19 protein-coding genes are annotated in these 22,425 nt (G+C 68.1%); 4 read left to right on the top strand and 15 right to left on the bottom strand.

What is annotated here, in order from left to right:
• Window positions 1-4: 4 nt before the first annotated feature.
• From FOZ74_RS01810 to FOZ74_RS01800, 3 genes are all read right to left on the bottom strand, one after another.
• Window positions 5-508, bottom strand: a complete 504-nt coding sequence (locus FOZ74_RS01810) for a thioredoxin fold domain-containing protein (RefSeq protein ID WP_146911456.1) — start codon at window positions 506-508, stop codon at window positions 5-7.
• On the bottom strand, window positions 505-1,479 hold the full coding sequence (locus tag FOZ74_RS01805; RefSeq protein WP_255437733.1) for an MBL fold metallo-hydrolase: 975 nt from the start codon (window positions 1,477-1,479) through the stop codon (window positions 505-507). Before FOZ74_RS01805 ends, FOZ74_RS01810 begins: the two co-directional genes overlap by 4 nt.
• Before the next feature lie 62 nt (window positions 1,480-1,541).
• The gene (locus FOZ74_RS01800; protein ID WP_222434176.1) at window positions 1,542-2,048 is read right to left on the bottom strand and encodes a DUF2165 family protein; all 507 of its coding nucleotides are present in this window, start codon (window positions 2,046-2,048) and stop codon (window positions 1,542-1,544) included.
• 129 nt (window positions 2,049-2,177) lie between these two features.
• Between FOZ74_RS01800 and FOZ74_RS01795 the strand changes: the two genes are divergently transcribed.
• Complete coding sequence (locus FOZ74_RS01795) at window positions 2,178-2,888, top strand: carbonic anhydrase family protein (RefSeq protein ID WP_146911454.1); 711 nt, start codon at window positions 2,178-2,180, stop codon at window positions 2,886-2,888.
• 180 nt (window positions 2,889-3,068) lie between these two features.
• On the opposite strand, the gene carB is transcribed toward FOZ74_RS01795, so the two are convergent.
• From carB to carA, 3 genes are read right to left on the bottom strand one after another with little or no spacing between them, the layout of a single operon-like run.
• Window positions 3,069-6,347, bottom strand: coding sequence for a carbamoyl-phosphate synthase large subunit (gene carB / locus FOZ74_RS01790; protein WP_146911452.1), 3,279 nt, complete (start codon window positions 6,345-6,347; stop codon window positions 3,069-3,071).
• 12 nt (window positions 6,348-6,359) lie between these two features.
• Window positions 6,360-6,737 carry a hypothetical protein gene (locus tag FOZ74_RS01785; RefSeq protein WP_146911450.1) on the bottom strand — a complete coding sequence of 126 codons (378 nt, stop codon included), beginning with the start codon at window positions 6,735-6,737 and terminating at the stop codon, window positions 6,360-6,362.
• A 22-nt stretch (window positions 6,738-6,759) separates the two neighbouring features.
• A complete protein-coding gene (carA, locus tag FOZ74_RS01780) occupies window positions 6,760-7,932 on the bottom strand; it encodes a glutamine-hydrolyzing carbamoyl-phosphate synthase small subunit (RefSeq protein WP_146911448.1) in 1,173 nt (390 codons plus the stop codon).
• A 204-nt stretch (window positions 7,933-8,136) separates the two neighbouring features.
• Between carA and ubiG the strand changes: the two genes are divergently transcribed.
• Window positions 8,137-8,850: a bifunctional 2-polyprenyl-6-hydroxyphenol methylase/3-demethylubiquinol 3-O-methyltransferase UbiG gene (gene ubiG, locus FOZ74_RS01775; protein ID WP_146911446.1), complete on the top strand. Its 714-nt coding sequence runs from the start codon at window positions 8,137-8,139 to the stop codon at window positions 8,848-8,850.
• Complete coding sequence (locus tag FOZ74_RS01770) at window positions 8,847-9,518, top strand: HAD family hydrolase (RefSeq protein ID WP_146911444.1); 672 nt, start codon at window positions 8,847-8,849, stop codon at window positions 9,516-9,518. The genes ubiG and FOZ74_RS01770 overlap by 4 nt, the downstream gene beginning before the upstream one ends.
• Window positions 9,519-9,761: 243 nt before the next feature.
• On the opposite strand, the gene FOZ74_RS01765 is transcribed toward FOZ74_RS01770, so the two are convergent.
• On the bottom strand, window positions 9,762-10,355 hold the full coding sequence (locus FOZ74_RS01765; protein WP_146911443.1) for a uracil-DNA glycosylase family protein: 594 nt from the start codon (window positions 10,353-10,355) through the stop codon (window positions 9,762-9,764).
• Between the two features lie 75 nt (window positions 10,356-10,430).
• On the opposite strand from FOZ74_RS01765, the gene FOZ74_RS01760 reads away from it, so the two are divergent.
• Window positions 10,431-11,741: a replication-associated recombination protein A gene (locus FOZ74_RS01760; protein WP_146911442.1), complete on the top strand. Its 1,311-nt coding sequence runs from the start codon at window positions 10,431-10,433 to the stop codon at window positions 11,739-11,741.
• A 30-nt stretch (window positions 11,742-11,771) separates the two neighbouring features.
• Here FOZ74_RS01760 and FOZ74_RS01755 read toward each other — a convergent pair whose 3' ends face one another.
• The 8 genes from FOZ74_RS01755 to rpoD form a co-directional block, all read right to left on the bottom strand.
• The gene (locus FOZ74_RS01755; RefSeq protein WP_146911440.1) at window positions 11,772-13,043 is read right to left on the bottom strand and encodes an RsmB/NOP family class I SAM-dependent RNA methyltransferase; all 1,272 of its coding nucleotides are present in this window, start codon (window positions 13,041-13,043) and stop codon (window positions 11,772-11,774) included.
• 50 nt (window positions 13,044-13,093) lie between these two features.
• Window positions 13,094-13,675 (bottom strand): phosphoribosylglycinamide formyltransferase, encoded by a 582-nt coding sequence (gene purN / locus FOZ74_RS01750; protein WP_146911438.1) that lies wholly within the window; start codon window positions 13,673-13,675, stop codon window positions 13,094-13,096.
• A gap of 106 nt (window positions 13,676-13,781) precedes the next feature.
• Window positions 13,782-15,404: an ABC transporter substrate-binding protein gene (locus tag FOZ74_RS01745; RefSeq protein ID WP_146911436.1), complete on the bottom strand. Its 1,623-nt coding sequence runs from the start codon at window positions 15,402-15,404 to the stop codon at window positions 13,782-13,784.
• Between the two features lie 113 nt (window positions 15,405-15,517).
• On the bottom strand, window positions 15,518-16,540 hold the full coding sequence (locus FOZ74_RS01740) for a dipeptide ABC transporter ATP-binding protein (protein ID WP_146911434.1): 1,023 nt from the start codon (window positions 16,538-16,540) through the stop codon (window positions 15,518-15,520).
• Window positions 16,537-17,538, bottom strand: a complete 1,002-nt coding sequence (locus FOZ74_RS01735; RefSeq protein ID WP_146911432.1) for an ABC transporter ATP-binding protein — start codon at window positions 17,536-17,538, stop codon at window positions 16,537-16,539. The genes FOZ74_RS01740 and FOZ74_RS01735 overlap by 4 nt, the downstream gene beginning before the upstream one ends.
• A 43-nt stretch (window positions 17,539-17,581) precedes the next feature.
• On the bottom strand, window positions 17,582-18,505 hold the full coding sequence (locus tag FOZ74_RS01730; RefSeq protein ID WP_146911430.1) for an ABC transporter permease subunit: 924 nt from the start codon (window positions 18,503-18,505) through the stop codon (window positions 17,582-17,584).
• Window positions 18,502-19,512 carry an ABC transporter permease subunit gene (locus FOZ74_RS01725; protein WP_146911428.1) on the bottom strand — a complete coding sequence of 337 codons (1,011 nt, stop codon included), beginning with the start codon at window positions 19,510-19,512 and terminating at the stop codon, window positions 18,502-18,504. Before FOZ74_RS01725 ends, FOZ74_RS01730 begins: the two co-directional genes overlap by 4 nt.
• A gap of 233 nt (window positions 19,513-19,745) precedes the next feature.
• The gene (rpoD, locus tag FOZ74_RS01720; protein WP_146911426.1) at window positions 19,746-22,151 is read right to left on the bottom strand and encodes an RNA polymerase sigma factor RpoD; all 2,406 of its coding nucleotides are present in this window, start codon (window positions 22,149-22,151) and stop codon (window positions 19,746-19,748) included.
• Window positions 22,152-22,425: the final 274 nt, after the last annotated feature.

The raw sequence follows: 22,425 nt of genomic DNA, 5'->3' as shown, positions 1-22,425 counted from the left end.
TTTTTTACCTTGAAATGGCGGCGCGTGCCGTCTCCAGCCGGCGGTCCAGCAGGGCGGAGTAGAAGTCGTTGTCCCCACCCGCCAGGCGCGGCGCCAGCTCTTGACCGCCCTGGCCGAGAAACAGCAGCGTGGGCGCAACGCTCACGCCCCAGGCGCGCACCTGCGCATCGTGGCTGCTCTCGTGCCCCTGGGCGTCGCGCAGCGCCTGCGCATCGTGCATGTTGACCTGCACCACCGGCAGGCCTTCGCGCTCGCGCATCGGCGCGAGGTAGTTGTTGCGCACCACTTCGCAGAAGGGGCAGCCGTGCAGGCTGACCATGACCACCAGCGGCTGGCCGCGCGCGAGCGCGGCGTCGATCTCGTGCGCGAGCGCGCTGGCCAGTGGCAGCTGGCGCCCGGCCGCCCATGCGCTGGCGCCCGCCGCCATGCCGGCTGCGCCGAGCGCGGCCAGCGCCGCCAGCAGGCGCCGGCGCGTGCCGGGCAGGGCGGGGTGCGCGCCGGGGCTCATTGGGCTTCGCGCTCCATCAGGATGTAGGTGTTGTAGGCGTTCATGCGGTTGGCGGCGCCAAACAGCGGCATGTGCTCATACTGGCTCCAGTCGGTGGCCTGGTAGGCCTCGTCGAAGGGCGTCATGTCCTGCGCCGCCTGGCCCATGGCCTTGCGCAGGTAGGCCAGGTAGTCGCGGGTGAACTGCATGTCCTTGCGCGCGTCGTGCGAGATCGCGCCGTGGCCGGGGATGACCACCTGCGCGCCGAGCTTGAGCAGCTCGTCGAGCGCCTTGATCCAGTGCCCGCTGTCGGCCTCGCCCACGTAGGGGATGCGCCCGCGAAACACCAGGTCGCCCGAATACAGCACCTTGCGCGCCGGCAGCCACACCACCAGGTCGTCGGGCGTGTGCGCCGGGCCGACGGGGATGATCTCGACCTCGGTGTCGCCCACGCTCAGCCTGGTGGGGCCGTCTATCCACTGGTCCGCCGCCACCAGGCGGGTGTCTTCGTCGATCCAGGGTGCGAGCTCGGTGCGCGATGCCTGCAGGCGCAGGCGCGCGGTGTCCGAATACAGGTATTCGCGCCCCTGCTGCTGCGCGATGACGTGCGCGCCCAGCGCCTTGAACACCTGCAGGCCGTAGATGTGGTCCGCGTGGTAGTGGGTCAGGACCACGTGCGAGATCGGCTTGGGCGTGAGCTTGCGGATCTGCGCCACCAGCCGCTGCGCGAGTGCGGGCGAGCCCAGCGCATCGACCACCACCACGCTGGTGCTGGTGACGATGAAGCCGGCGTTGGAGATGAAGTTCTGGTTCTCGCCCGAACCCATCTCCGACAGGCCTTGCACGTACCAGCAGCCGCTGGCGGCCTCCTGCGCCTGCATGGGGGGCAGGGCCGCGAGCGCCGGCAGCGCCAGGCCTGCGCCGGCCAGCAGGCCCAGGCGCAGCAGGGCGCGCCGGTTCAGGGGATCAAGGAGTCTGGTCAGGTCATGCATGGGCCACCACCGGGTGTTCGCTACATTGTGTACGGCTTCGGCCCGGGTTGCAGCAGGGCCGCTCAGGCGCCGGCTTCGGGTTCGGACTCGGGCTGGTTCAGGAAGATGGCCAGCGCCAGCAGCGTGATGCAGAAGCGAAAGGCCGAGGCCTGGCCGTTCCATTCGTGCGACTGCCACATCAGGAACCATTCGCCGCCCACCACCATGAAGCCGCCGAACCACAGCATGAAGCCGGCCAGGCAACCCGCCATCGCCCATTGCCGCGCCCGCGTGAACTCGCGCGCGCCGGCATGCCGCGCGCGCCACATGGCCCAGGCACCGCGCGCGAGCAGCGCGGCGGTGAGCAGCTCCAGCGCGATGATCAGGAGATAGGCCGCATGCCACAGGAGCGGCGTGTCGATCGCGCGCCAGCGGGCGCTGCTGCCGGGGAAGATCGTGTCCATGGCCAGCACGTGGCGCACGAAGGCGAAGTTGGCGCCGTAGTCGGTGAGGTTGTTGAAGGCCACCAGCGCGGCAAACAGCGCCAGCGTGGCGCTCATGAGCACCTTGGCCGAGCGGGTCATCAGCATGGCGGCCATGATAGGGCGGCGCCACGCGGCGGGCGGGCCTGGCAAGCCCCTATTGCGACAAGACCACAAGGCCGTTAGGGTTGCGCGCTTGCATGCCCCGCGCATGTCCACACTCTCCAAGGAGACCCCATGCCCATCAACAGGGACCGCCGCCACCTGCTGCAAGGCCTTGCGGCACTGTCCGCCACCGGCCTTGCCACTTCCGCCCTGGCCGAGGGCGCCTGCGCGGTGTTCACGCGCGAGAGCCAGGCGCAGACCACGCCCGCCGCCGCCCTGCAGCGCCTGCGGGAGGGCAATGCGCGCTTCGTCGCGGGCAAGGGCGTGCATTGCGACCTGATGCAGCAGGTGCGCCAGACCGCCGGAGGGCAGGCGCCGTTTGCCGCGGTGGTGGGCTGCATCGATAGCCGCGTGCCGCCCGAGCTGGTGTTCGACCAGCGCGTGGGCGACATCTTCGCCGCGCGCGTGGCCGGCAACATCGTCAACGACGACATCCTGGGCAGCCTGGAATTTGCCACCCAGCTTGCCGGCGCGCGGGCCATCGTGGTGCTGGGGCACACCGAATGCGGCGCGGTCAAGGGCGCTGTGGACGACGCCAGGCTCGGCCATCTGACCGGGCTGCTGGCGCAGATACGCCCGGCGCTCACCGCGCTCAAGTACGAGGGCGTGCCCAGTTCGAAGGACGCGGCACTGGTGCAGCGCGTGGCCGAGCGCAACGTGCAGGACGCGATGGCGCGCCTCATGGGCTCCGAGGTGCTGGCCGCGCGCGTGGGCGCGGGCGAGCTCAAGATCGCCGGCGCCATGCACGACGTGGCCACGGGCGAGATCCGCTGGCTGGCCTGAGCCTGAAAACGGCAGTTGACCGTCGGTGGGTGCCAACCAGGTACTGTTGACCTTGAGTTTGTTGGCTTCGGCGTGGTTCACCTGCTGGCGAGCGCCTCCAACTGCCGTTTTCAGGCCGAGCGGCCGCACAAAGAAAACGCCGCCCCGGGGGCGGCGTTTGTGTGACTGGCGCGCGGCCGGTCAGGCCAGCTGCGCGTGCATCTCCTGCACCGAAATCACGCCGAGTTGACCCACGCTCCTGATGCCTTCCACCGCCGCCTCCGCACCAAAGATGGTGGTGACGGTGGGCACGCGGTTGGCCAGGGCGCTGGTGCGGATGGCGCGGCTGTCGGCAATCGCGTTGCGCCGCTCTTCCACGGTGTTGATGACCAGGCTGATCTCGCCGTTCTTGATCATGTCCACCACGTGCGGGCGGCCTTCGGTGACCTTGTTCACCGTCTCGCAGGCGATGCCGGCGGCGGTGATGGCCGCTGCCGTGCCGCGCGTGGCGATCAGGCTGAAGCCCATCGCGGCCAGGCTGCGCGCGATCTCGACGGCCTGCGGCTTGTCGTGGTTCTTCACCGTGAGGAAGACCTTGCCGATGGTTTCACCTGCCTTGGGCGGGTGCGGCAGGCGCTCGCCCGCGCCGATCTCGGCCTTGATGTAGGCCTCGCCGAAGGTCTTGCCCACGCCCATGACTTCGCCGGTGGATTTCATTTCCGGGCCGAGGATGGTGTCCACGCCGGGGAACTTGACGAAGGGGAAGACCGCCTCCTTCACGCAGAAGTAGGGCAGTTTGGGCTCCTCATGGATGCCTTGCGTGGCCAGCGTGTCGCCCACCATGCAGCGCGCGGCCACCTTGGCCAGTTGCACGCCGGTGGCCTTGCTGACGAAGGGCACGGTGCGGCTGGCGCGCGGGTTGACCTCCAGCACGTAGATCACGTCCTTCGTGCTGCCGTCGTCCTGCGCCTGTTCCTGGATGGCGAACTGCACGTTCATCAGGCCGACCACGTTCAGCCCTTCGGCCATGGCGGCGGTCTGGCGCTTGAGCTCGGCCACGGTGGCGGCCTTGAGGTAGTAGGGCGGCAGTGAGCAGGCCGAGTCGCCCGAGTGCACGCCGGCCTGCTCGATGTGCTCCATCACGCCGCCGATGTAAACCTTGCCGTCGCTGTCGCGCACCGCGTCCACGTCGCACTCGATGGCGTCGGAGAGGAAGCGGTCGAGCAGCACGGGCGAGTCGTTGCTCACCTTCACGGCTTCGCGCATGTAGCGCTCAAGACTTGCCTGCTCGTGCACGATCTCCATCGCGCGACCGCCCAGCACGTAGCTGGGGCGCACCACCAGCGGGTAGCCCAGGTCGGCGGCCTTCTGCAGCGCTTCTTCCTCGGTGCGTGCGGTGGCGTTGGGCGGCTGGCGCAGGCCCAGCTTCTGCAGCAGGTGCTGGAAGCGCTCGCGGTCTTCGGCCGCGTCGATCATGTCGGGGCTGGTGCCGATGATGGGCACACCCTCGGCGGCCAGCGCCAGCGCCAGCTTCAGCGGCGTCTGCCCGCCGTACTGCACGATCACGCCGGTGGGCTTTTCCTTGTCCACGATCTCCAGCACGTCTTCGAGCGTGAGCGGCTCGAAGTACAGGCGGTCCGACGTGTCGTAGTCGGTGGAGACGGTCTCGGGGTTGCAGTTGACCATGATGGTCTCGTAGCCGTCCTCGCGCATGGCGAGGGCCGCGTGCACGCAGCAGTAGTCGAACTCTATGCCCTGGCCGATGCGGTTGGGGCCGCCGCCCAGCACCATGATCTTTTTCTTGTTCGTGGGCTCGGCCTCGCATTCCTCGTCGTAGCTCGAGTACATGTAGGCGGTGCTGGTGGGGAATTCACCGGCGCAGGTATCGACGCGCTTGTACACCGGCCGCACGCCAGCGGCGTGGCGCGCCTCGCGCACGGCCTTTTCGCTGGTCTTCAGCAGCTTGGCCAGCCTTCTGTCGGAAAAGCCTTTGCTCTTGAGCGCCAGCAGCTCTTCTTTTGATAGCTTTGCAACGGCCTGCTCGCCGTGCTGCTCGGTGTGTTTGTCCACGTCGAGCTCGATCTGCACGATCTGCTCGATCTGGGCGAGGAACCACGGATCGATCTTGGTGAGCTGGTGCACCTCGGCAAGCGACAGGCCCATGGCAAAGGCATCGCCCACGTACCAGATGCGCTCGGGGCCGGGCGCGCCGAGTTCTTTTTCGAGCAGCTCGCGGTCCTGCGTCTTCTCGTTCATGCCGTCCACGCCCACTTCCAGGCCGCGCAGCGCCTTCTGGAAGGACTCCTGAAAGGTGCGCCCTATCGCCATGACTTCGCCCACGCTCTTCATCTGCGTGGTGAGATGGCTGTCGGCGGCGGGGAATTTCTCGAAGGCAAAGCGCGGCACCTTGGTGACCACGTAGTCGATCGAGGGCTCGAAGGAGGCCGGCGTGATGCCGCCGGTGATGTCGTTCCTGAGTTCGTCGAGCGTGTAGCCGACGGCCAGCTTGGCCGCGACCTTGGCGATCGGGAAGCCCGTGGCCTTGGAGGCCAGCGCTGAGGAGCGGCTGACGCGCGGATTCATCTCGATCACGATCTGGCGCCCGGTCTTGGGGTCCACCGCGAACTGCACGTTGGAGCCGCCGGTATCCACGCCGATCTCGCGCAGGATGGCGATGCTCGCGTCGCGCATCACCTGGTATTCCTTGTCGGTGAGCGTCTGCGCCGGCGCGACGGTGATCGAATCGCCCGTGTGCACGCCCATGGGGTCGAGGTTCTCGATCGAGCAGACGATGATGCAGTTGTCCGCGTGGTCGCGCACCACTTCCATCTCGAACTCTTTCCAGCCGAGCAGCGACTCTTCGATGAGCAGCTCGTGCGTCGGCGAGGCCTCCAGACCGCGCTTGCAGATGGTCTCGAATTCCTCGGGGTTGTAGGCAATGCCCCCGCCCGTGCCGCCGAGCGTGAAGCTGGGGCGGATCACGGCTGGAAAGCCGACCTTGCGCTGCACGCCCCAGGCGTCGTCCATGCTGTGGGCTATCCCTGAGCGTGCGGACTCCAGCCCGATGCGCGTCATCGCGTCCTTGAACTTGAGCCGGTCCTCGGCCTTGTCGATGGCCTCGGGGCGCGCGCCGATCAACTCGACGCGGTATTTGTTGAGCACGCCGTTGCGCCACAGGTCGAGCGCGCAGTTGAGCGCCGTCTGCCCGCCCATGGTGGGCAGGATGGCGTCGGGGCGCTCCTTGGCGATGATCTTCTCGACCGTCTGCCAGGTGATGGGCTCGATGTAGGTGACGTCGGCCGTGGCCGGGTCGGTCATGATGGTCGCGGGGTTGCTGTTGATCAGCACCACGCGGTAGCCCTCCTCGCGCAGCGCCTTGCAGGCCTGCACGCCGGAGTAGTCGAACTCGCAGGCCTGGCCGATGATGATGGGGCCGGCGCCGATGATGAGGATGGTCTTGAGGTCTGTACGTTTGGGCATGGTGTTCTTGGTCTAACGGGTTTGCGGGGCGCCGGCGGGGCGCTGGGCCAGGCGGGCGAGCAGTTTGTCCGCGCGCTCGGGCGGCAGGTTCTTCTGCATCAGCTGCAGCAGGCCGTCGCCCTCGACGAGGGGGCGCAGCACCGCGGCTTCGGCTTCGTGGAACTGCACGTCCCAGGCCTGCAGCGTCTCGTCGAAGGTGGCGTCGTCCCAGGTCTTGCCCTTGGCCACCAGCGTGACCAGCGGCATGGCCTTGCGCTCGATGAAGGCCTTCTTGTAGGGCTTTTGCTGCCAGCGTTCATTGAACCAGGCGCGCTGCGGCGCCTCGAGCGTGAGCAGGCGCCGGGCGATCGCCTTTTCCAGCATGGCCTGGGGAAAGCTGAAGAGTTTCATGCCGGGACTGCGCGGCGCGGCGTCACTGGGCCTGTGCCGCCTGCATCAGGCTGGCAAAGCGGTCGAACAGGTAGTCCACGTCGTGCAGGCCGGGCGAGGCTTCGGGGTGGCCCTGGAAGCTGAACATCGGCTTGCCCCGGCACTGCATGCCCTGCAGCGTGCCGTCGAACAGGCTCACGTGGGTGGCGCTCAGGCTCCCGGGCAGGTCCTTCATGTCGACCGCAAAGCCGTGGTTCTGGCTGGTGATGGCCACGCGCCCGCTCTCCAGGTCCTTGACCGGATGGTTGGCGCCGTGGTGGCCGTGCGTCATCTTGAACGTCTTCGCGCCGCTGGCCAGCGCCATGATCTGGTGGCCCAGGCAGATGCCGAAGGTGGGGATGTTGCCGGCCATGATCTCCTTGACCGCGGCCACCGCGTAATCGCAGGCTGCGGGGTCGCCGGGGCCGTTGGACAGGAAGATGCCGTCGGGCTTCATCGCCAGCACCTGGGCGGCCGGGGTCTGGGCCGGTACCACGGTCACGCTGCAGCCGCGTTCAGCGAGCAGGCGCAGGATGTTGCGCTTGATGCCGAAGTCGTAGGCCACCACGCGAAAGCGCGGCTCGGTGAGGCTCCCATAGCCCTTGCCGGGCTGCCACTTGGTTTCGCTCCACTGGTAGCTTTCGCGCGTGCTGACCACCTTGGCCAGGTCCATGCCGCTCATGTCGGGCACCGCGCGGGCGGCGGCAAGCGCGCTTTCGATGCGCTCCGGCGTGAGAGTTTCGCCCTCGGCCAGCGCAAGGATGGCGCCGTTCTGCGCGCCATGCTCGCGCAGATGGCGCGTCAGGCGCCGGGTGTCGATGTTGGCAATCGCCACGGTCTCGCGCTGGCGCAGGTAGGCGGGCAGGCTCTGCTGCATGCGCCAGTTGCTCGCCAGCAGCGGCAGGTCCTTGATCACCAGGCCCGCGGCGTGCACCTGGGCGGATTCGTTGTCTTCCTCGTTGGTGCCGTAGTTGCCGATGTGTGGATAGGTCAGCGTGACGATCTGGCGGCAGTAGCTCGGGTCGGTCAGAATCTCCTGATAGCCGGTCATCGCGGTGTTGAACACCACTTCACCGCTGGTGCAGCCGCTGGCACCGATCGAGTTGCCCTGGAAGACCGTTCCGTCGGCCAGCGCCAGGACGGCGGGCGGGAAGGTGTGCTTGAGAGACGAAAGCAAGGGGTTCTCCGAAAAGAGTTCGGGTCGCCCGGTCGCGCTCGGAATGAAACAGACACCCTGAGCACGTTTGGTTGAGCTTGCTTTGGATGCTGCCGGGCGACTGTTTTATTGGAAAAAGCCGCTTATTTTAATGCTTGCGCCGCGCCCGTGTGCGCGCCAGCCCGAAACACACGCCCTGCGCGTGAAGCGGCGACAATCCCCGCCATGACCACGCCCGTGAATGCCGACCCGGCAGAACTCGAGAAATTTTCCGAACTGGCCCACCGCTGGTGGGACGCCGAAGGGGAGTTTCGCCCGCTGCACCAGATCAACCCGCTGCGCCTGGCCTGGATCGACGGCATTGCCGCGCTGGCCGGCAAGCAGGTGCTGGACGTGGGCTGCGGCGGCGGCATCCTGGCCGAGGCCATGGCGCGCAAGGCCGCGCAGGTCACCGGCATCGACCTGGCCAGCAAGCCGCTGCGCGTGGCCCAGCTGCACGCGCTGGAGGCCGGGGTGGCCAATCTGACTTACCGTGAAGTCAGCGCCGAGGCGCTGGCGCAGGAAAGCCCGGCGGCCTTCGACGTCGTCACCTGCATGGAGATGCTCGAGCACGTGCCCGACCCGGCCTCGGTCGTCGCCGCCTGCGCGCGCCTGGTGCGCCCCGGCGGCTGGGTGTTCTTTTCCACCATCAACCGCAACCCCAAGTCCTTCGCCTTTGCCATCGTCGGGGCGGAGTACGTGCTGAAGCTGCTGCCGCGCGGCACGCACGAATGGAACAAGTTCATCACCCCGGCGGAGCTGGCCGCCGCCTGCCGCGCCGCGGACCTGGACCTGCGCCACACGCGCGGCATGCAATACAACCCGCTCACGCGGCGCTACTGGCTCGATGCCGACACCAGCGTGAACTACCTGTTTGCCACCCAGCGGCCGGCGGCATGAGCAGCGCCGTGTTTGCGGGCGTGCGCGCGGTGCTGTTCGATCTGGACGGCACGCTGATCGACAGCGCCCCGGACCTGGGCGCCGCGGCCGAGCAGATGCGCCTGGCCCGCGGCCTGGCGCCGCTGGGCGTGGCCAGCTACCGCGCGGTCGCCGGCATGGGTGCGCGCGGCATGCTGGGCGTGGCCTTCGGCGTGACGCCCGAACAGCCCGGGTTTGCCGCGCTGCGCGACGAATTCCTCGACCGCTACGAGGCCTGCATCCACGACAGCACCGAGGTGTTCGATGGCGTGCAGCCGCTGGTGGACGCGCTGTGCGCGCGCGGCCTGCGCTGGGGCGTGGTGACGAACAAGCACGAGCGCTTCACCCGCCTCATCGCCGCACGCATGCCGCTGTTTGCCAGCAGTAGCTGCCTGGTGAGCGGCGACACCACGGCGCACCTCAAGCCGCATCCGGCCTCGCTGCTCGAAGCCTGCCGGCGCCTGGGCCTGAGTCCGGCGGAGTGCATCTACGTGGGCGACGACGAGCGCGACGTGGTGGCCGGCCATGCGGCGGGCATGCGCACCGTGGCCGCGCTCTACGGCTACCTGGGGCCGGGCGCGCAGGCGCTCCAGTGGGGCGCGCAGGCGGTGATCGAACGGCCAATGCAGTGCCTGGATTTGCTGGGCTGAGGGCCTGTATCCGACTGCGTACCTGATTTGCTCCCTCCCCCTCTGGGGGAGGGCAGGGGTGGGGGCCTGCGGCGCTGGAGAAGTTGCAACGCCGCTTCCAGCCGGCGAGAGCCTGCGCAGAGGAAGCGCAGCCGGCACTCACCCCAGTCCTCCCCCAGCGGGAGTGTGAGCAAAAACCAGAGCTGCAAGCGCAAGCCAGGCAATGGCTGGAGCCGGTTTTTGTTCATAATCCAGCAGCCACTTTCATAGCAACTGCGCCACCCGCTGCCTCAGCGTGGGCAGCAGCTCGGCCTCGAACCACGGGTTGTGCTTGAGCCAGCCATTGTTGCGCCCGCTCGGGTGCGGCAGCACCAGGGTGTGCGGCCACCAGCGCTGCCACTGCTGCACCGCCTGGGTCACGCCGAGGCGGCGCGCCTCCGGCAGGTGCCAGGCAAGCGCGTACTGGCCGATCAGCACCGTGAGTTCGATCTGCGGCAATTGGTCGAGCACGCGCCGGCGCCACAGCGGCGCGCATTCCGGGCGGGGCGGGGCGTCGCCCGAGCCGTGGGCCGCGCGGCCCGGGTAGCAGAAGCCGATGGGCACGATCGCGACCTTGCCCGGGTCGTAGAAGTCCGTCTCGCCGATGCCCAGCCACTGGCGCAGGCGCCGCCCGCTGGCGTCATCGAACGGCACGCCGCTTTCATGCACCTTGATGCCCGGGGCCTGGCTGGCCAGCAGGATGCGCGCGCCGTGGCCGGCCTGCAGCACGGGGCGCGGGCCCAGGGGCAGAAAGGGCGCGCAGACGGTGCAGGCGCGGATCTCGCGCAGCAGCGCGTTCAGCGTTCTTTGGGAAGCCATGCGCGCATTGTCCGGCGCGCCGGCGCGGGCGCGCCGCTACCATCGCCATTACCACCACTGGCCACCCAAGCAGTCATGACCCCGGCAAGCCCCCATGCGCCGCTCGCGGAGCGCCTGCGCCCGCGCTCGCTCGACGAAGTCGTGGGCCAGCAGCAGGTGCTGGGCCCGGGCAAGCCGCTGCGCCTGGCCTTCGAGTCGGGCCAGCCGCATTCGTGCATCCTCTGGGGGCCGCCGGGCACGGGCAAGACCACGATCGCGCGGCTGATGGCGCAGGCGTTCGATGCGCAGTTCATCAGCATCAGCGCGGTGCTGGGCGGCGTGAAGGACATCCGCGACGCGGTGGAGCGGGCGCAGGCGGCGCTGGACGGCCTGATGCACCAGCGCACCATCGTCTTCGTCGACGAGGTGCACCGCTTCAACAAGAGCCAGCAGGACGCGTTTTTGCCGCACGTGGAAAGCGGCCTGTTCACCTTTGTCGGGGCGACGACGGAGAACCCCTCGTTCGAGGTGAATGGCGCGCTGCTTTCGCGCGCCACGGTGTATGTGCTGCAGCCGCTCACCCCCGAGGATTTGAAGGAAATAGTGGTTCGCGCGCAGGCACAGCAAGCGCTGCCAGCTATCGAAAACGATGCAATCGAACGCCTGGTGGCCTATGCCGACGGCGACGCCCGGCGCCTGCTGAACACGCTGGAGCAACTGGCCGTCACGGCCGCGCAGGCCAGGGTGGAGCGCATCACCGATGCCTGGCTGGTGCAGGTGCTGGGCCAGCAGATGCGCCGCTACGACAAGGGCGGCGAGCAGTTCTACGACACCATCAGCGCGCTGCACAAATCGGTGCGCGGCTCGGACCCCGATGCGGCGCTGTACTGGCTGGTGCGCATGCTCGACGGCGGGGTGGACCCGCGCTACCTGGCGCGGCGCATCGTGCGCATGGCCTGGGAGGACGTCGGCCTGGCGGACCCGCGCGCGATGCAAATCACCAACGAGGCTGCGCAGACCTACGAGCGCCTGGGCAGCCCCGAGGGCGAGCTGGCGCTCGCCCAGGCCGTGCTCTATCTGGCGGTGGCGCCCAAGAGCAACGCGGGCTACGTGGCCTACAAGCGGGCGCGCGCCTTGGTCGAGAAGGACGGCACGCGGCCCGTGCCGCTGCACCTGAGGAACGCCCCGACCAGGCTGATGAAGCAGCTCGACTACGGCAAGGGCTACCGCTACGCGCACGATGAGGAGGACGGATTTGCCGCGGGCGAGAGCTATCTGCCCGAGGGCATGGCGCCGCCCGGCTTCTACCAGCCGGTGGCGCGCGGGCTGGAGCTGAAGATCGGCGAGAAGCTCAGGGAGCTGCGCGCGCGCAATGCGGCGGCGGGCAAGGCCGGGCCCGGGCAGTAGCGGGCCGGGGCCCGGGGCGTGAACAGGCTCTCAGCGCCGCTGCCACACGGCGGCAAAGAAGCCATCGGTCTGGTGGCGGTGCGGCCACAGGCGCAGGTAGCGCTGGCCATCGCTGCCGCCCGCGCACAGGCTCGCGGCCTGCTGCAGCTTCAGGTCCGCCAGCACTTGGCCGGCGGGCAGCGGCACGAAGTCGCGCTGCTGCGCGCCGAAGGCCTCGGCAATTGCCTCGTTCTCTTCGGCCAGCAGGCTGCAGGTGGCGTAGATGAGCCGCCCGCCCGGCTTGACCAGCCGCGCGGCGCTCTGCAGGATGGCCTGCTGCTTGACGGTGAGTTCCTGCACGCTCTGGGGCGACTGGCGCCATTTCAGGTCGGGGTTGCGCCTGAGCGTGCCCAGGCCCGAGCAGGGCGCGTCCACCAGCACGCGGTCCATCTTGCCGGCCAGGCGCTTGATGCGTTCGTCGCGCTCATGCGCGATGGCCGCGGGGTGCACGTTGGACAGGCCCGAGCGCGCCAGGCGCGGTTTCAGCGCGTCCAGCCGGTGGGCCGATACGTCCAGCGCATACAGGCGCCCGGTGCTGCGCATGCTTGCGCCTATGGCCAGGGTCTTGCCGCCGGCGCCGGCGCAAAAGTCGGTCACCATCTCGCCGCGCCGGGCGTCCAGCAGCAGCGCCAGCAGTTGCGAGCCTTCGTCCTGCACCTCGATGGCGCCGCTGGTGAACAGTTCCAGCCGGTTGATGGCCGGCTTGCCCCGCACGCGCAGGCCCCAGGGGGAGTAGGGGGTTTCTTCCGATTCAATAGCTGCTTGCGCAAGCTGGGCCTGCGTTTGCGGCCGTTTTGCCTTCAAAATATTGACGCGCAGATCAAGCGGCGCGGGCTGCAACAGGCCCTCGGCCAGCGGCCAGAAGTCCGCGCCCAGCTGGGCCTTGAGGCGCTCGGCCAGCCAGGCGGGCAGGTTGTGGCGCTCGGGCTCGAACAGCTCTTGCGGCGCCACCGCGTCGCAGTCGTGCAGCCAGCCCTTTTCCTGAGCCGAGAGCGCGCCGTCCAGAAAACCGCGCGCGCCGGCAAAGCCGAGGATGGCCAGGCGCCGCTCGCGCGCTCCTGAGCCGCTGCGCGCCAGGCGCTCGTAGAGCAGCTTGCGCCGCAGCACGGCGTAGGTGGTCTCGGCCAGCGTGGCGCGCTCGCGCGGGCCGAACTGGCGCTGGGCGCGGAAATGGCGCGAGACCACGGCGTCGGCCGGGTGCTCGAAGCGCAAGACCTCGCGCAGCAGCGCGGCGCAGGCTTCAAGCAGAGCTTGTGGGTGCATGGAATCTCATTCAAATACGGGTTTTGCGCTTGCCCCGCAAGCGCTGGCAGCTATTGCTTTGATAACACGCGCACGATGGCGCGCGGATAAACCAGGTGCTCCTGGCTGAGCACGCGCGCGGCCAGGGTGGCCGCGTCGTCGCCCGCAAGAATGGGCACCACCGCCTGCTCGACGATGGGGCCCACGTCCAGCTCGGCCGTCACCTGGTGCACGGTGCAGCCGGCGAAGCGGCAGCCCGCGTCGATCGCGCGCTGGTGGGTGTGCAGCCCGGTGAAGGCCGGCAGCAGCGAGGGGTGGATGTTCAGCAGCCGCCCGGCATAGCGCGCGACGAAGCCGGCGCTCAGGATGCGCATGAAGCCGGCCAGCACCACCAGCGCCGGCGCGTGGCGGTCGATCAGCGCGGCCAGCTCGGCGTCGAAGGCTTCGCGCGTGGCAAAGCCGCCGTGCTCCAGCACCGCGGTGGCGATGCCGCGCTCGCGCGCGAAGGCCAGGCCTTGGGCATCGGCGCGGTTGCTGATGACCGCGGCCACGCGCGCGCCGGGCTGCTCGTGCCAGCGTTCGCGTTCGGCGGCCTGCACGATGGCGGCCATGTTGGAGCCGGTGCCGGAGATGAGGATCACGATGTTGTGCATGGCCGGCCGATTATCCCCGGTGCCTGCGGGGCGGCCGGTGCATGGCGAGCCGCAAAAAAAAACAGCCCGCCATGGGGCGGGCTGCGGCTTCAGGCGTGCGCGGGGTTTACTTCATGCTCACGCCGTAGAAGTCGTGGCGGCCGAAGGGGCTGAGCTTGAAGTCCACCACTTCCTTGCGCACGGGCTTGAGTTGCACCGCGTGGGCGATGGTGAACCAGGGCGCCTGCTCCTTGAAGATCACCTGCGCCTGCTCGTAGAGCTTGGTGCGCTCGGCCACGTCGGTGGTCTTCTTGGCCTTCTGCACCAGCGCTTCGAACTCCTCGTTGCAGAACTTGGCGACGTTGGAGCCGTTGGTCTTGGCCGACTCGCAGCCCAGCAGGTTGGCCAGGAAGTTGTCCGGGTCGCCGTTGTCGCCGGTCCAGCCCAGCATGCCGGTCTGGTGCTCGCCGTTTTGCATGCGCTTGCGGTATTCGCCCCACTCGTAGCTCTTGATCTCGGCCTTCACGCCGATCTTGGCCAGGTCGGCCTGCATCAGCTCGGCGATGCGCTTGGCGTTGGGGTTGTAGGGGCGCTGCACCGGCATGGCCCAGATGTCGGTGTCCATGCCGTTGGGAAAGCCCGCCTCGGCCAGCAGCTTCTTGGCGGCTTCGGGGTCGTAGGGGTCGTCCTTGATGGCGTTGTTGTAGGACCACTGGGTGGGCGGAATCGGGTTGGTGGCCGGCACGCCCGTGGACAGATACACCGCGTCCACGATGGCCTTCTTGTTCATCGCCATGTTGAAGGCCTTGCGCACGCGCACGTCGTCAAACGGCTTCTTCTGGTTGTTGTAGGCCAGGTAGCCGATGTTCAGGCCGGGCTGCTCCATCACGGTGACGTTGGCGTCCTTGCGCATCGCGTCCAGGTCGGCCGGGTTGGGGTAGGGCATGACGTGGCATTCGCCCTTTTGCAGCTTGGCCCAGCGCACCGAGGCGTCAGGGGTGATGGAGAACACCAGGTTGTCCAGCTTGGACTTGCCGGCCCAGTACTGGTCGAAGGCCTTGAAGCGGATGATGGCGTCCTTCTGGTACTGCTGCAGCTGGAAGGCGCCGGTGCCTATCGGGTCCTGGTCGATCTTCTCGGGCGTGCCGGCCTTGAGCATCGCGTCGGCGTATTCCTTGGACTGGATGGTGGCGTACTGCATCGCCAGGTTGGCCAGGAAGGGCGCTTCGGGCGCGTTCAGCGTGAAGCGCACGGTGTGGTCGTCCACCTTCTCCACCGACTTGAGCAGCTTGGGCATGCCCATGTCGTTGAAATAGGAGTGGTTGGAACTCGTCACCTTGAAGTAGGGGTTGTCTTCCTTCCACTGGCGCTCGATGGAGAACAGCACGTCGTCGGCGTTGAAGTCGCGCGTGGGCTTGTAGCTCTTGCTGGCGTGCCACTTCACGCCCTTGCGCAGATGGAAGGTGTAGACCAGGCCGTCGTCCGAGATGGTCCATTTCTCGGCCAGCGCGGGCACGACCTTGGTGCCGCCACGCTCGAACTGCACGATGGGGTCGTAGACCGCGGCGATCACGTCGAACGAGGTGCCGGTGGTGTTCAGACTGGGCGCGAAGTTCTCTGGGCTGCCTTCGGAGCAGTACACCAGCGTCTTGGCGGCGGCCGGCGTCAGGGCCATCAGAGCCGGCAGGGCCAGGGCGCACAGCAGCGCCGTGCGCGAGCGCCGTGCAGGGGGCAGGGGGCGGAAGATCATGCAGAGGTCTCCAGAAAAAAGAACGGGCGGATCACGCCCATGGAAGAACGGGTGGCAGCTTGTGGACTGCGCTCCCGGCGGGGCATCCTAGCGGATGCGGTGGGGGCTCAATATCAGGGTTCATCCCCGGTCGCGGCGGCGATGTTCTGTGCTTCGAAACACGCCACCTGGCGCCCGTCGAAGGTTTGCTGCGGCGGGCGTTCGGCGCGGCAGCGGTCGGTGGCCCAGGCGCAGCGCGTGGAAAACACGCAGCCCGCGGGCGGGTTCAGCGGCGAGGGCAGCTCGCCCTTGAGCACGATGCGCCGCCGTCCGCCGCCCGCCAGCCCCGGCGTGGCCGCCAGCAGCGCCTGGGTGTAGGGGTGGCGCGGGCGCTCGAAGATGGCCTCCTTGCTGCCGTGCTCCACCGTATGGCCCAGGTACATCACCAGTACCTCGTCGGCGATGTGGCGCACCACGCCCAGGTCGTGCGAGATGAACAGATAGGCCAGGCCCAGCTCGCGCTGCAGGTCCGCCAGCAGGTTCAGCACCTGGGCCTGGATGGAGACGTCCAGCGCTGACACCGGCTCGTCGGCCACCACCAGGCGCGGCTGCAGCATCAGCGCGCGGGCGATCGCGATGCGCTGGCGCTGGCCGCCCGAGAACATGTGCGGGTAGCGCTCGTAGTGCTCGGGGCGCAGGCCCACGCGCGCGAGCATGGCGCGCGCCGCGTCACGGCGTTCGGCCGCGCCCAGGCGGGTGTTGATCTGCAGCAGTGCCTCCAGGATCTGGCCTATGCGCTTGCGCGGGTTCAGCGAGCCATAGGGGTTCTGGAACACCAGCTGCACCATCTGGCGCAGCTTGCGGCGCTCTTCGGGGCCGGCATGCACCGCGTCCATGCCGCCCAGCGCCAGCGTGCCCGAGGTGGGCGGCTCGATCAGCGTGACCATGCGCGCCAGCGTGGACTTGCCGCAGCCCGACTCGCCCACCACCGCGAGCGTCTTGCCCGGCTGGATGGAAAAGGACACGTCGCTCACCGCATGCAGGCGCGCCGGCGGGCGCAGCAGGCCCTGGGGAATCTGGTAGATGCGCTGCAGCCGGTGCGCCTCGATCACCGCGCCCGTGCCGGCGCCCTGCGTCGCGCTTGCGGCTGCGTTCATGCCACGCCCTCCTGCGCCGCGGCCGGAAAGCGCGCGTGCAGTTCGGCCAGCTCGAAATGGCAGCGCACCGCACCGCCCTGCAGCGGGCGCAGCAGGGGGCGGTTCTGGCATTCGGGCTGGGCGTAGCGGCAGCGCGGCGCGAACAGGCAGCCGCCGGGGCGGTCGTTCAGGCCCGGCACCATGCCGGGGATGGTGGCCAGGCGCGCGCGCCCGAGGTTGCGCTCGGGCAACGCCGTCATCAGCGCTTCGGTATAGGGGTGGCGCGGGTCGTCGAACAGGCGCTCGGCGCTTTGCTCTTCCATCACCTGCCCGGCGTACATCACCGCCACGCGCTGCGCCATCTCGCGCACCACGCCCATGTCGTGGGTGATCAGCACCAGCGCCATGCGGCTGCTGCGCTGCAGCTCGCGCAGCAGGTCCAGGATCTGCGCCTGGATGGTCACGTCCAGTGCCGTGGTCGGCTCGTCGGCAATCAGGAGCTTGGGGTTGCAGGCGATCGCCATGGCGATCATCACGCGCTGGCTCATGCCGCCCGAGAGCTGGTGCGGGTAGGCCGCCAGGCGCCTTTCGGGCGCGGGGATGCCCACTTGTTCAAGCAGCTCGATCGAGCGCCTGCGCGCCCCCGCGCGGTCCAGCCCCAGGTGCAACTTCAGGGTTTCGGCCAGCTGGTAGCCGACGGTGAAGCAGGGGTTGAGGCTGGTGGTCGCGTCCTGAAAGATCATCGACAAATGCTTGCCGGTGAGGCGCCGGCGCTCGTGCTCGGAGAGCTTGAGCAGGTCGTGCCCGTCGAACACCAGGCGATCGGCCGTCACGCGCCCAGGGTAGGCGACCAGCCCCATCAGCGCCATCATGGTGACGCTCTTGCCCGAGCCCGATTCGCCGACGATGCCCAGCACCTCGCCCGCATCCACATGCAGGCTCACGCCCTCCACCGCCTGCATGCGGCCCCGGTGCGAGGGGAACTGCACCGAGAGGTTTTCGATTTCCAACAATGCCATGGGTCTTGCGCGCCTTGCCTTGAGCGGCTGTGCCAGGCAGCGCCTAGCGTTTGAGCTTGGGGTCCAGCGCGTCGCGCAGGCCGTCGCCCAGCAGGTTGAAGGCCAGCACCGTGACCAGGATGGCCACGCCGGGGAAGGTCACCACCCACCAGGCGCGCATGACGAATTCGCGCGCATCGGCCAGCATGGTGCCCCATTCGGGCGCGGGCGGCTGCGCGCCCAGGCCGAGGAAGCCCAGCGCCGCCGCATCCAGAATGGCCGAGGAAATACCCAGCGATGCCTGCACGATCAGCGGCGCCGCGCAGTTGGGCAGCACCTCGCGGAACATGGTGCGCGCATGCCCCGCGCCGCCCATGCGCGCCGCGGTGACGTAGTCGCGCGAGGTCTCGGCAATCACCGCCGCGCGCGTGATGCGCACATAGTGCGGCAGCACCGTGATGGCCACCGCCAGCATCGCGTTGACCAGGCCGGGCCCGAGGATGGCCACGACGACGATGGCCAGCAGCAGGCTGGGCAGGGTCAGGATGATGTCCATCAGGCGCATCACCGCGATCTCGAAGACGCCGCGGAAATACCCCGCCAGCAGCCCCAGCACCGTGCCCACGAGCACCGACAGCGCCACCACCGCCAGGCCGATGGCCAGCGACAGGCGCGAGCCGTGGATCAGCCGCGAGAGGATGTCGCGCCCGATCGCGTCCGTGCCCAGGATGTGGGCCCAGCTGCCGCCCTCCTGCCAGGCCGGCGGGATCAGGAACACGTCCGGGTTGGTCTGGTTGGGCGCATAGGGCGCGATCCAGGGCGCGAAGGCGGCCAGCAGCAGCACGCCCAGCACGATCAGCAGGCCCGCCACCGCGCCGCGGCTGGCGCTGAAGTAGGCCCAGAACTCGCGCACCGGGCCCGGCGGCTCGGCCACCGGCTCGGTCGACAGGTTGGCGCTGGCGCCCAGGGTGGAAGTGCCGGTCTTCATTTCTGGTGGCGCACGCGCGGGTTGATGATGCCGTAGGTGATGTCCACCAGCAGGTTGACCGCCATGACCACCGTGCCCAGCAGCAGGATGCCGCCCTGCAGCACCGGGTAGTCGCGCCGGCTGATGGCCTCGATCAGCCACTTGCCCACGCCGGGCCAGGAGAAGATCGTCTCGGTGAGGATGGCGCCGGTGAACAGCACGCCCACCTGCAGCCCGATGATGGTCACCACCGGGATCAGCGCGTTGCGCAGCGCATGCACGCCTACCACCCGCACCGTGGACAGGCCCTTGGCGCGGGCGGTGCGGATGTAGTCCTCGCCCAGCACCTCGAGCATGGCCGAGCGCGTCATGCGCGCGATCACCGCCAGCGGCACGGTGCCGAGCACGATCGCCGGCAGCACCAGATGGGCGAGCGCCGAGCCAAAGGCCCCGGGCTCGTCGGCCAGCAGCGTGTCGATCAGGAAGAAGCCGGTGGTCGGCTCGATGAAGTACTGCACCGAGATGCGCCCCGACACCGGCGTCAGGTCCAGCTGCACCGAAAACAGCAGGATCAGCAGCAGCCCCCACCAGAAGATGGGCATGGAATAGCCGGTGAGCGACACGCCCATGACGCCGTGGTCCAGCCAGGAATTGCGCTTGACCGCCGCGACGATGCCCGCCGGTATGCCCACCAGCAGCGCAAAGACGATGGCGCACAGCGCCAGCTCCACCGTGGCCGGAAAGAGCTGCCCGAACTCCTGGAGCACGGGCGCCTGGGTGATCATGGACTTGCCCAGGTCGCCCTGCAGCACGCGCGCGATGTAGATGCCGTACTGCACCAGCACCGGCCGGTCGAGCCCGTAGTCCTTGAGCAGCTGCGCGTGGCGTTCGGCGTCGATGCCGCGCTCTCCGGCCAGGGTCTCTATCGGGTCGCCGGGCACGAGCCGGATCAGGATGAAGGCCAGCAGCGTCATGCCGATGAAGGTCGGCACGACCAGGCTCAGGCGCGTGAGCAGGAAGCGAAGCATGTTGAAGACCGGGACGGCTTCCTTGTGGGAGGCCGCCTGGCAAAAGCATCCGTGGGGTGAAGCCCAGATTGTTCCGGATGCCACACGCCGTTTTCGTGCGTTTTCAGGGGGGTTATCCCGAATGGCACTCAGCCGGCGCTTGTGCTTGCGGGCGGTGCGCCTGCGTCCGGCGGGGCACGAGCAAAAAAACGCCCCGGTGGTTTGCCGGGGCGTTTCGCTCTCAGTGGCTTCGCCTACAGCGAATCGATGAAGCTGCGCAGCTTGTCGCTGCGGCTGGGGTGCTTGAGCTTGCGCAGCGCCTTGGCTTCGATCTGGCGGATGCGCTCGCGCGTCACGTCGAACTGCTTGCCCACTTCCTCCAGTGTGTGGTCGGTGGACATCTCGATGCCGAAGCGCATGCGCAGCACCTTGGCTTCGCGCGGGGTGAGGCCGTCCAGGATGTCCTTGACCACGTCGCGCAGGCCGGCCTGCATGGCGGCGTCCACCGGCGCGGTGTTGTTCTGGTCCTCGATGAAGTCGCCCAGGTGGCTGTCGTCGTCGTCCCCGATGGGCGTTTCCATCGAGATCGGCTCCTTGGCGATCTTCATGATCTTGCGGATCTTGTCCTCGGGGATCTCCATCTTCTCGGCCAGCAGGCTGGCGTCGGGCTCGAAGCCGAACTCCTGCAGGTGCTGGCGCGAGATGCGGTTCATCTTGTTGATGGTCTCGATCATGTGCACCGGGATGCGGATGGTGCGCGCCTGGTCGGCGATCGAGCGCGTGATCGCCTGGCGGATCCACCAGGTGGCGTAGGTCGAGAACTTGTAGCCGCGGCGGTATTCGAACTTGTCCACCGCCTTCATCAGGCCGATGTTGCCTTCTTGAATGAGGTCGAGGAACTGCAGCCCGCGGTTGGTGTACTTCTTGGCAATCGAGATGACCAGGCGCAGGTTGGCCTCGATCATTTCCTTCTTGGCGTGGCGGCTGGAGCGCTCGCCTTCGTTCATGCGCTTGTGGATGGCCTTGAGCTCGGTGAGCGGCACGACGACGCGCGTCTGCAGGTCGATCAGGCCCTGCTGCAGTTCCTGCACCGGCGGGATGTTGCGCTCGAGCACGGTGCTCCAGGGCTTGCCGGCGGCGGCCTGCTTTTCCACCCAGCGCAGGTTCAGCAGATTGGGCGGGAACTCCTTGATGAAGGTCTCCTGCGGCATGCCGCACTTGTCCACGATGATGCGGCGCAGGTCGCGTTCCTTCTTGCGCACGTCGTCCACCTGCACGCGCACCATGTCGCAGAGCTTTTCGATGGTCTTGGCGGTGAAGCGGATGGTCATCAGCTTGGTCGAGATCTCGCGCTGTACCTTCATGTAGGCCGGCGTGCCATAGCCTTCCTTGTCGTAGATCTTGTGCATCTTCTCGAACAGTGCGCGCAGCTCGTCAAAGCGCTCCAGCGCATCGTTCTTGAGCTTTTCCAGCAGGCGCGTCATGGCCTTGGAGCCGCCCTTGCCGTCGTCGTCGTCCTCGTCGTCGTACTCGTCGTAGTCTTCCTCGGCGACGTAGTCATCGGCTTCCTCGGGGTCGGCAAAGCCGTCCACGATGGTGTTGATGATGACCTTGCCTTCGCGGATTTCCTCGCCCATGTTGAGGATTTCGGCGATGGTGGCGGGACTGGCGCTGATGGCTTCCATCATGTCCATGAGGCCGCCCTCGATGCGCTTGGCGATCTCGATTTCGCCCTCGCGCGTGAGCAGCTCCACCGTGCCCATCTCGCGCATGTACATGCGCACCGGGTCGGTGGTGCGGCCGAACTCGCTGTCCACGGTGGACAGCGCTGCTTCGGCCTCTTCCTCGGCCTCTTCCACGGTGGTGGCGGTGGGCGTCACGTTGTTCTGGAACAGCGTCTCGGCGTCGGGCGTCTGCTCGTAGATGGCCACGCCCATGTCGCTGAGCAGCGAGGCCACGGCTTCCATGGTTTCGGCGTCCACCAGCTTGTCGGGCAGGTGGTCGGAAATTTCGCCCTGCGTGAGGTAGCCGCGCGTCTTGCCCAGCGTGATCAGCTTCTTGAGCTGGGCGCGGCGCTTGGCCATGTCTTCTTCGGACAGGATGGTTTCATCCAGGCCGAATTCCTTCATCAAGGCCCGCTCCTTGGCCTTGCTGATCTTCATGCGCAGGGGCTTGACCTTCTCGGCTGGCGCGGTCTCGGCAGCCGGCGGGGTTTCCGGCTCGGGTTCACCCTCCAGGTCGGCCTCGATGTCCGACAGGTCGGCGTCGTCGTCGAGCTCGGCCTTGGACTTGCCTTTGGCCTTGCCCTTGGCAGCGGCCTTGGGGCGTGCGGGACCCTTGGACTTGGCGGCGGGCTTGGCCGGCTTGGCGGTTTCGCTCTTGGTGGTGCTCTTGCCCGCCGCGCTCTTGCCCGCCGCGCTCTTGGCCGCGGTGTCCTTGGTTGTGGTTTTCTTGGCCGCTGCGCTCTTGGCGGCAGGCGTCTTGGCCGCGGTCTTGGCAGCGCTGGTCTTGCCGGCGCGCGCGCCGCTCAGCGGCTTTTTCTCGGCGGCTTCATCGCTTGCCTTGGCGGCCTTCTTGGCGCTGGGCTCCGTGGCAGCGGCCTTGGTCTTCTTCTTGCTGGTGCTGTCGGCGACAGGCGTGGCGGACTTTCGAGCTGGCATGAAATTCCTCGAGGTCAAAACGGGACAGGTCAAACATCAAAACACGCGAAACGGGCGCAGCGCGCTGGCTGTCAGCGTGCGTGGCTGGCTGCAGCTGCCTGGGGGCGCGCCGCCAGCGGGCAAGATGTCTGGGCGAACATTTGGTGTGCAGCCCTTGCGGTAAACAGGTGGGCATGGCGCGGTGGTGCGCCGTCTTTGGTGTGCTGCCCGGGCCGGAGGTACTGCTGTCGCTCTTGCCGACTAACCGTACATTATAACGAAAGCGCCAATTTCA

The sequence above is a fragment of the Comamonas flocculans genome (assembly GCF_007954405.1).
Taxonomy (GTDB): Bacteria; Pseudomonadota; Gammaproteobacteria; order Burkholderiales; family Burkholderiaceae_C; genus Comamonas_C; species Comamonas_C flocculans.
The sequence above is the reverse complement of the archived record's forward strand: the minus strand, read 5'-3'. Positions and strand labels throughout refer to the sequence as shown.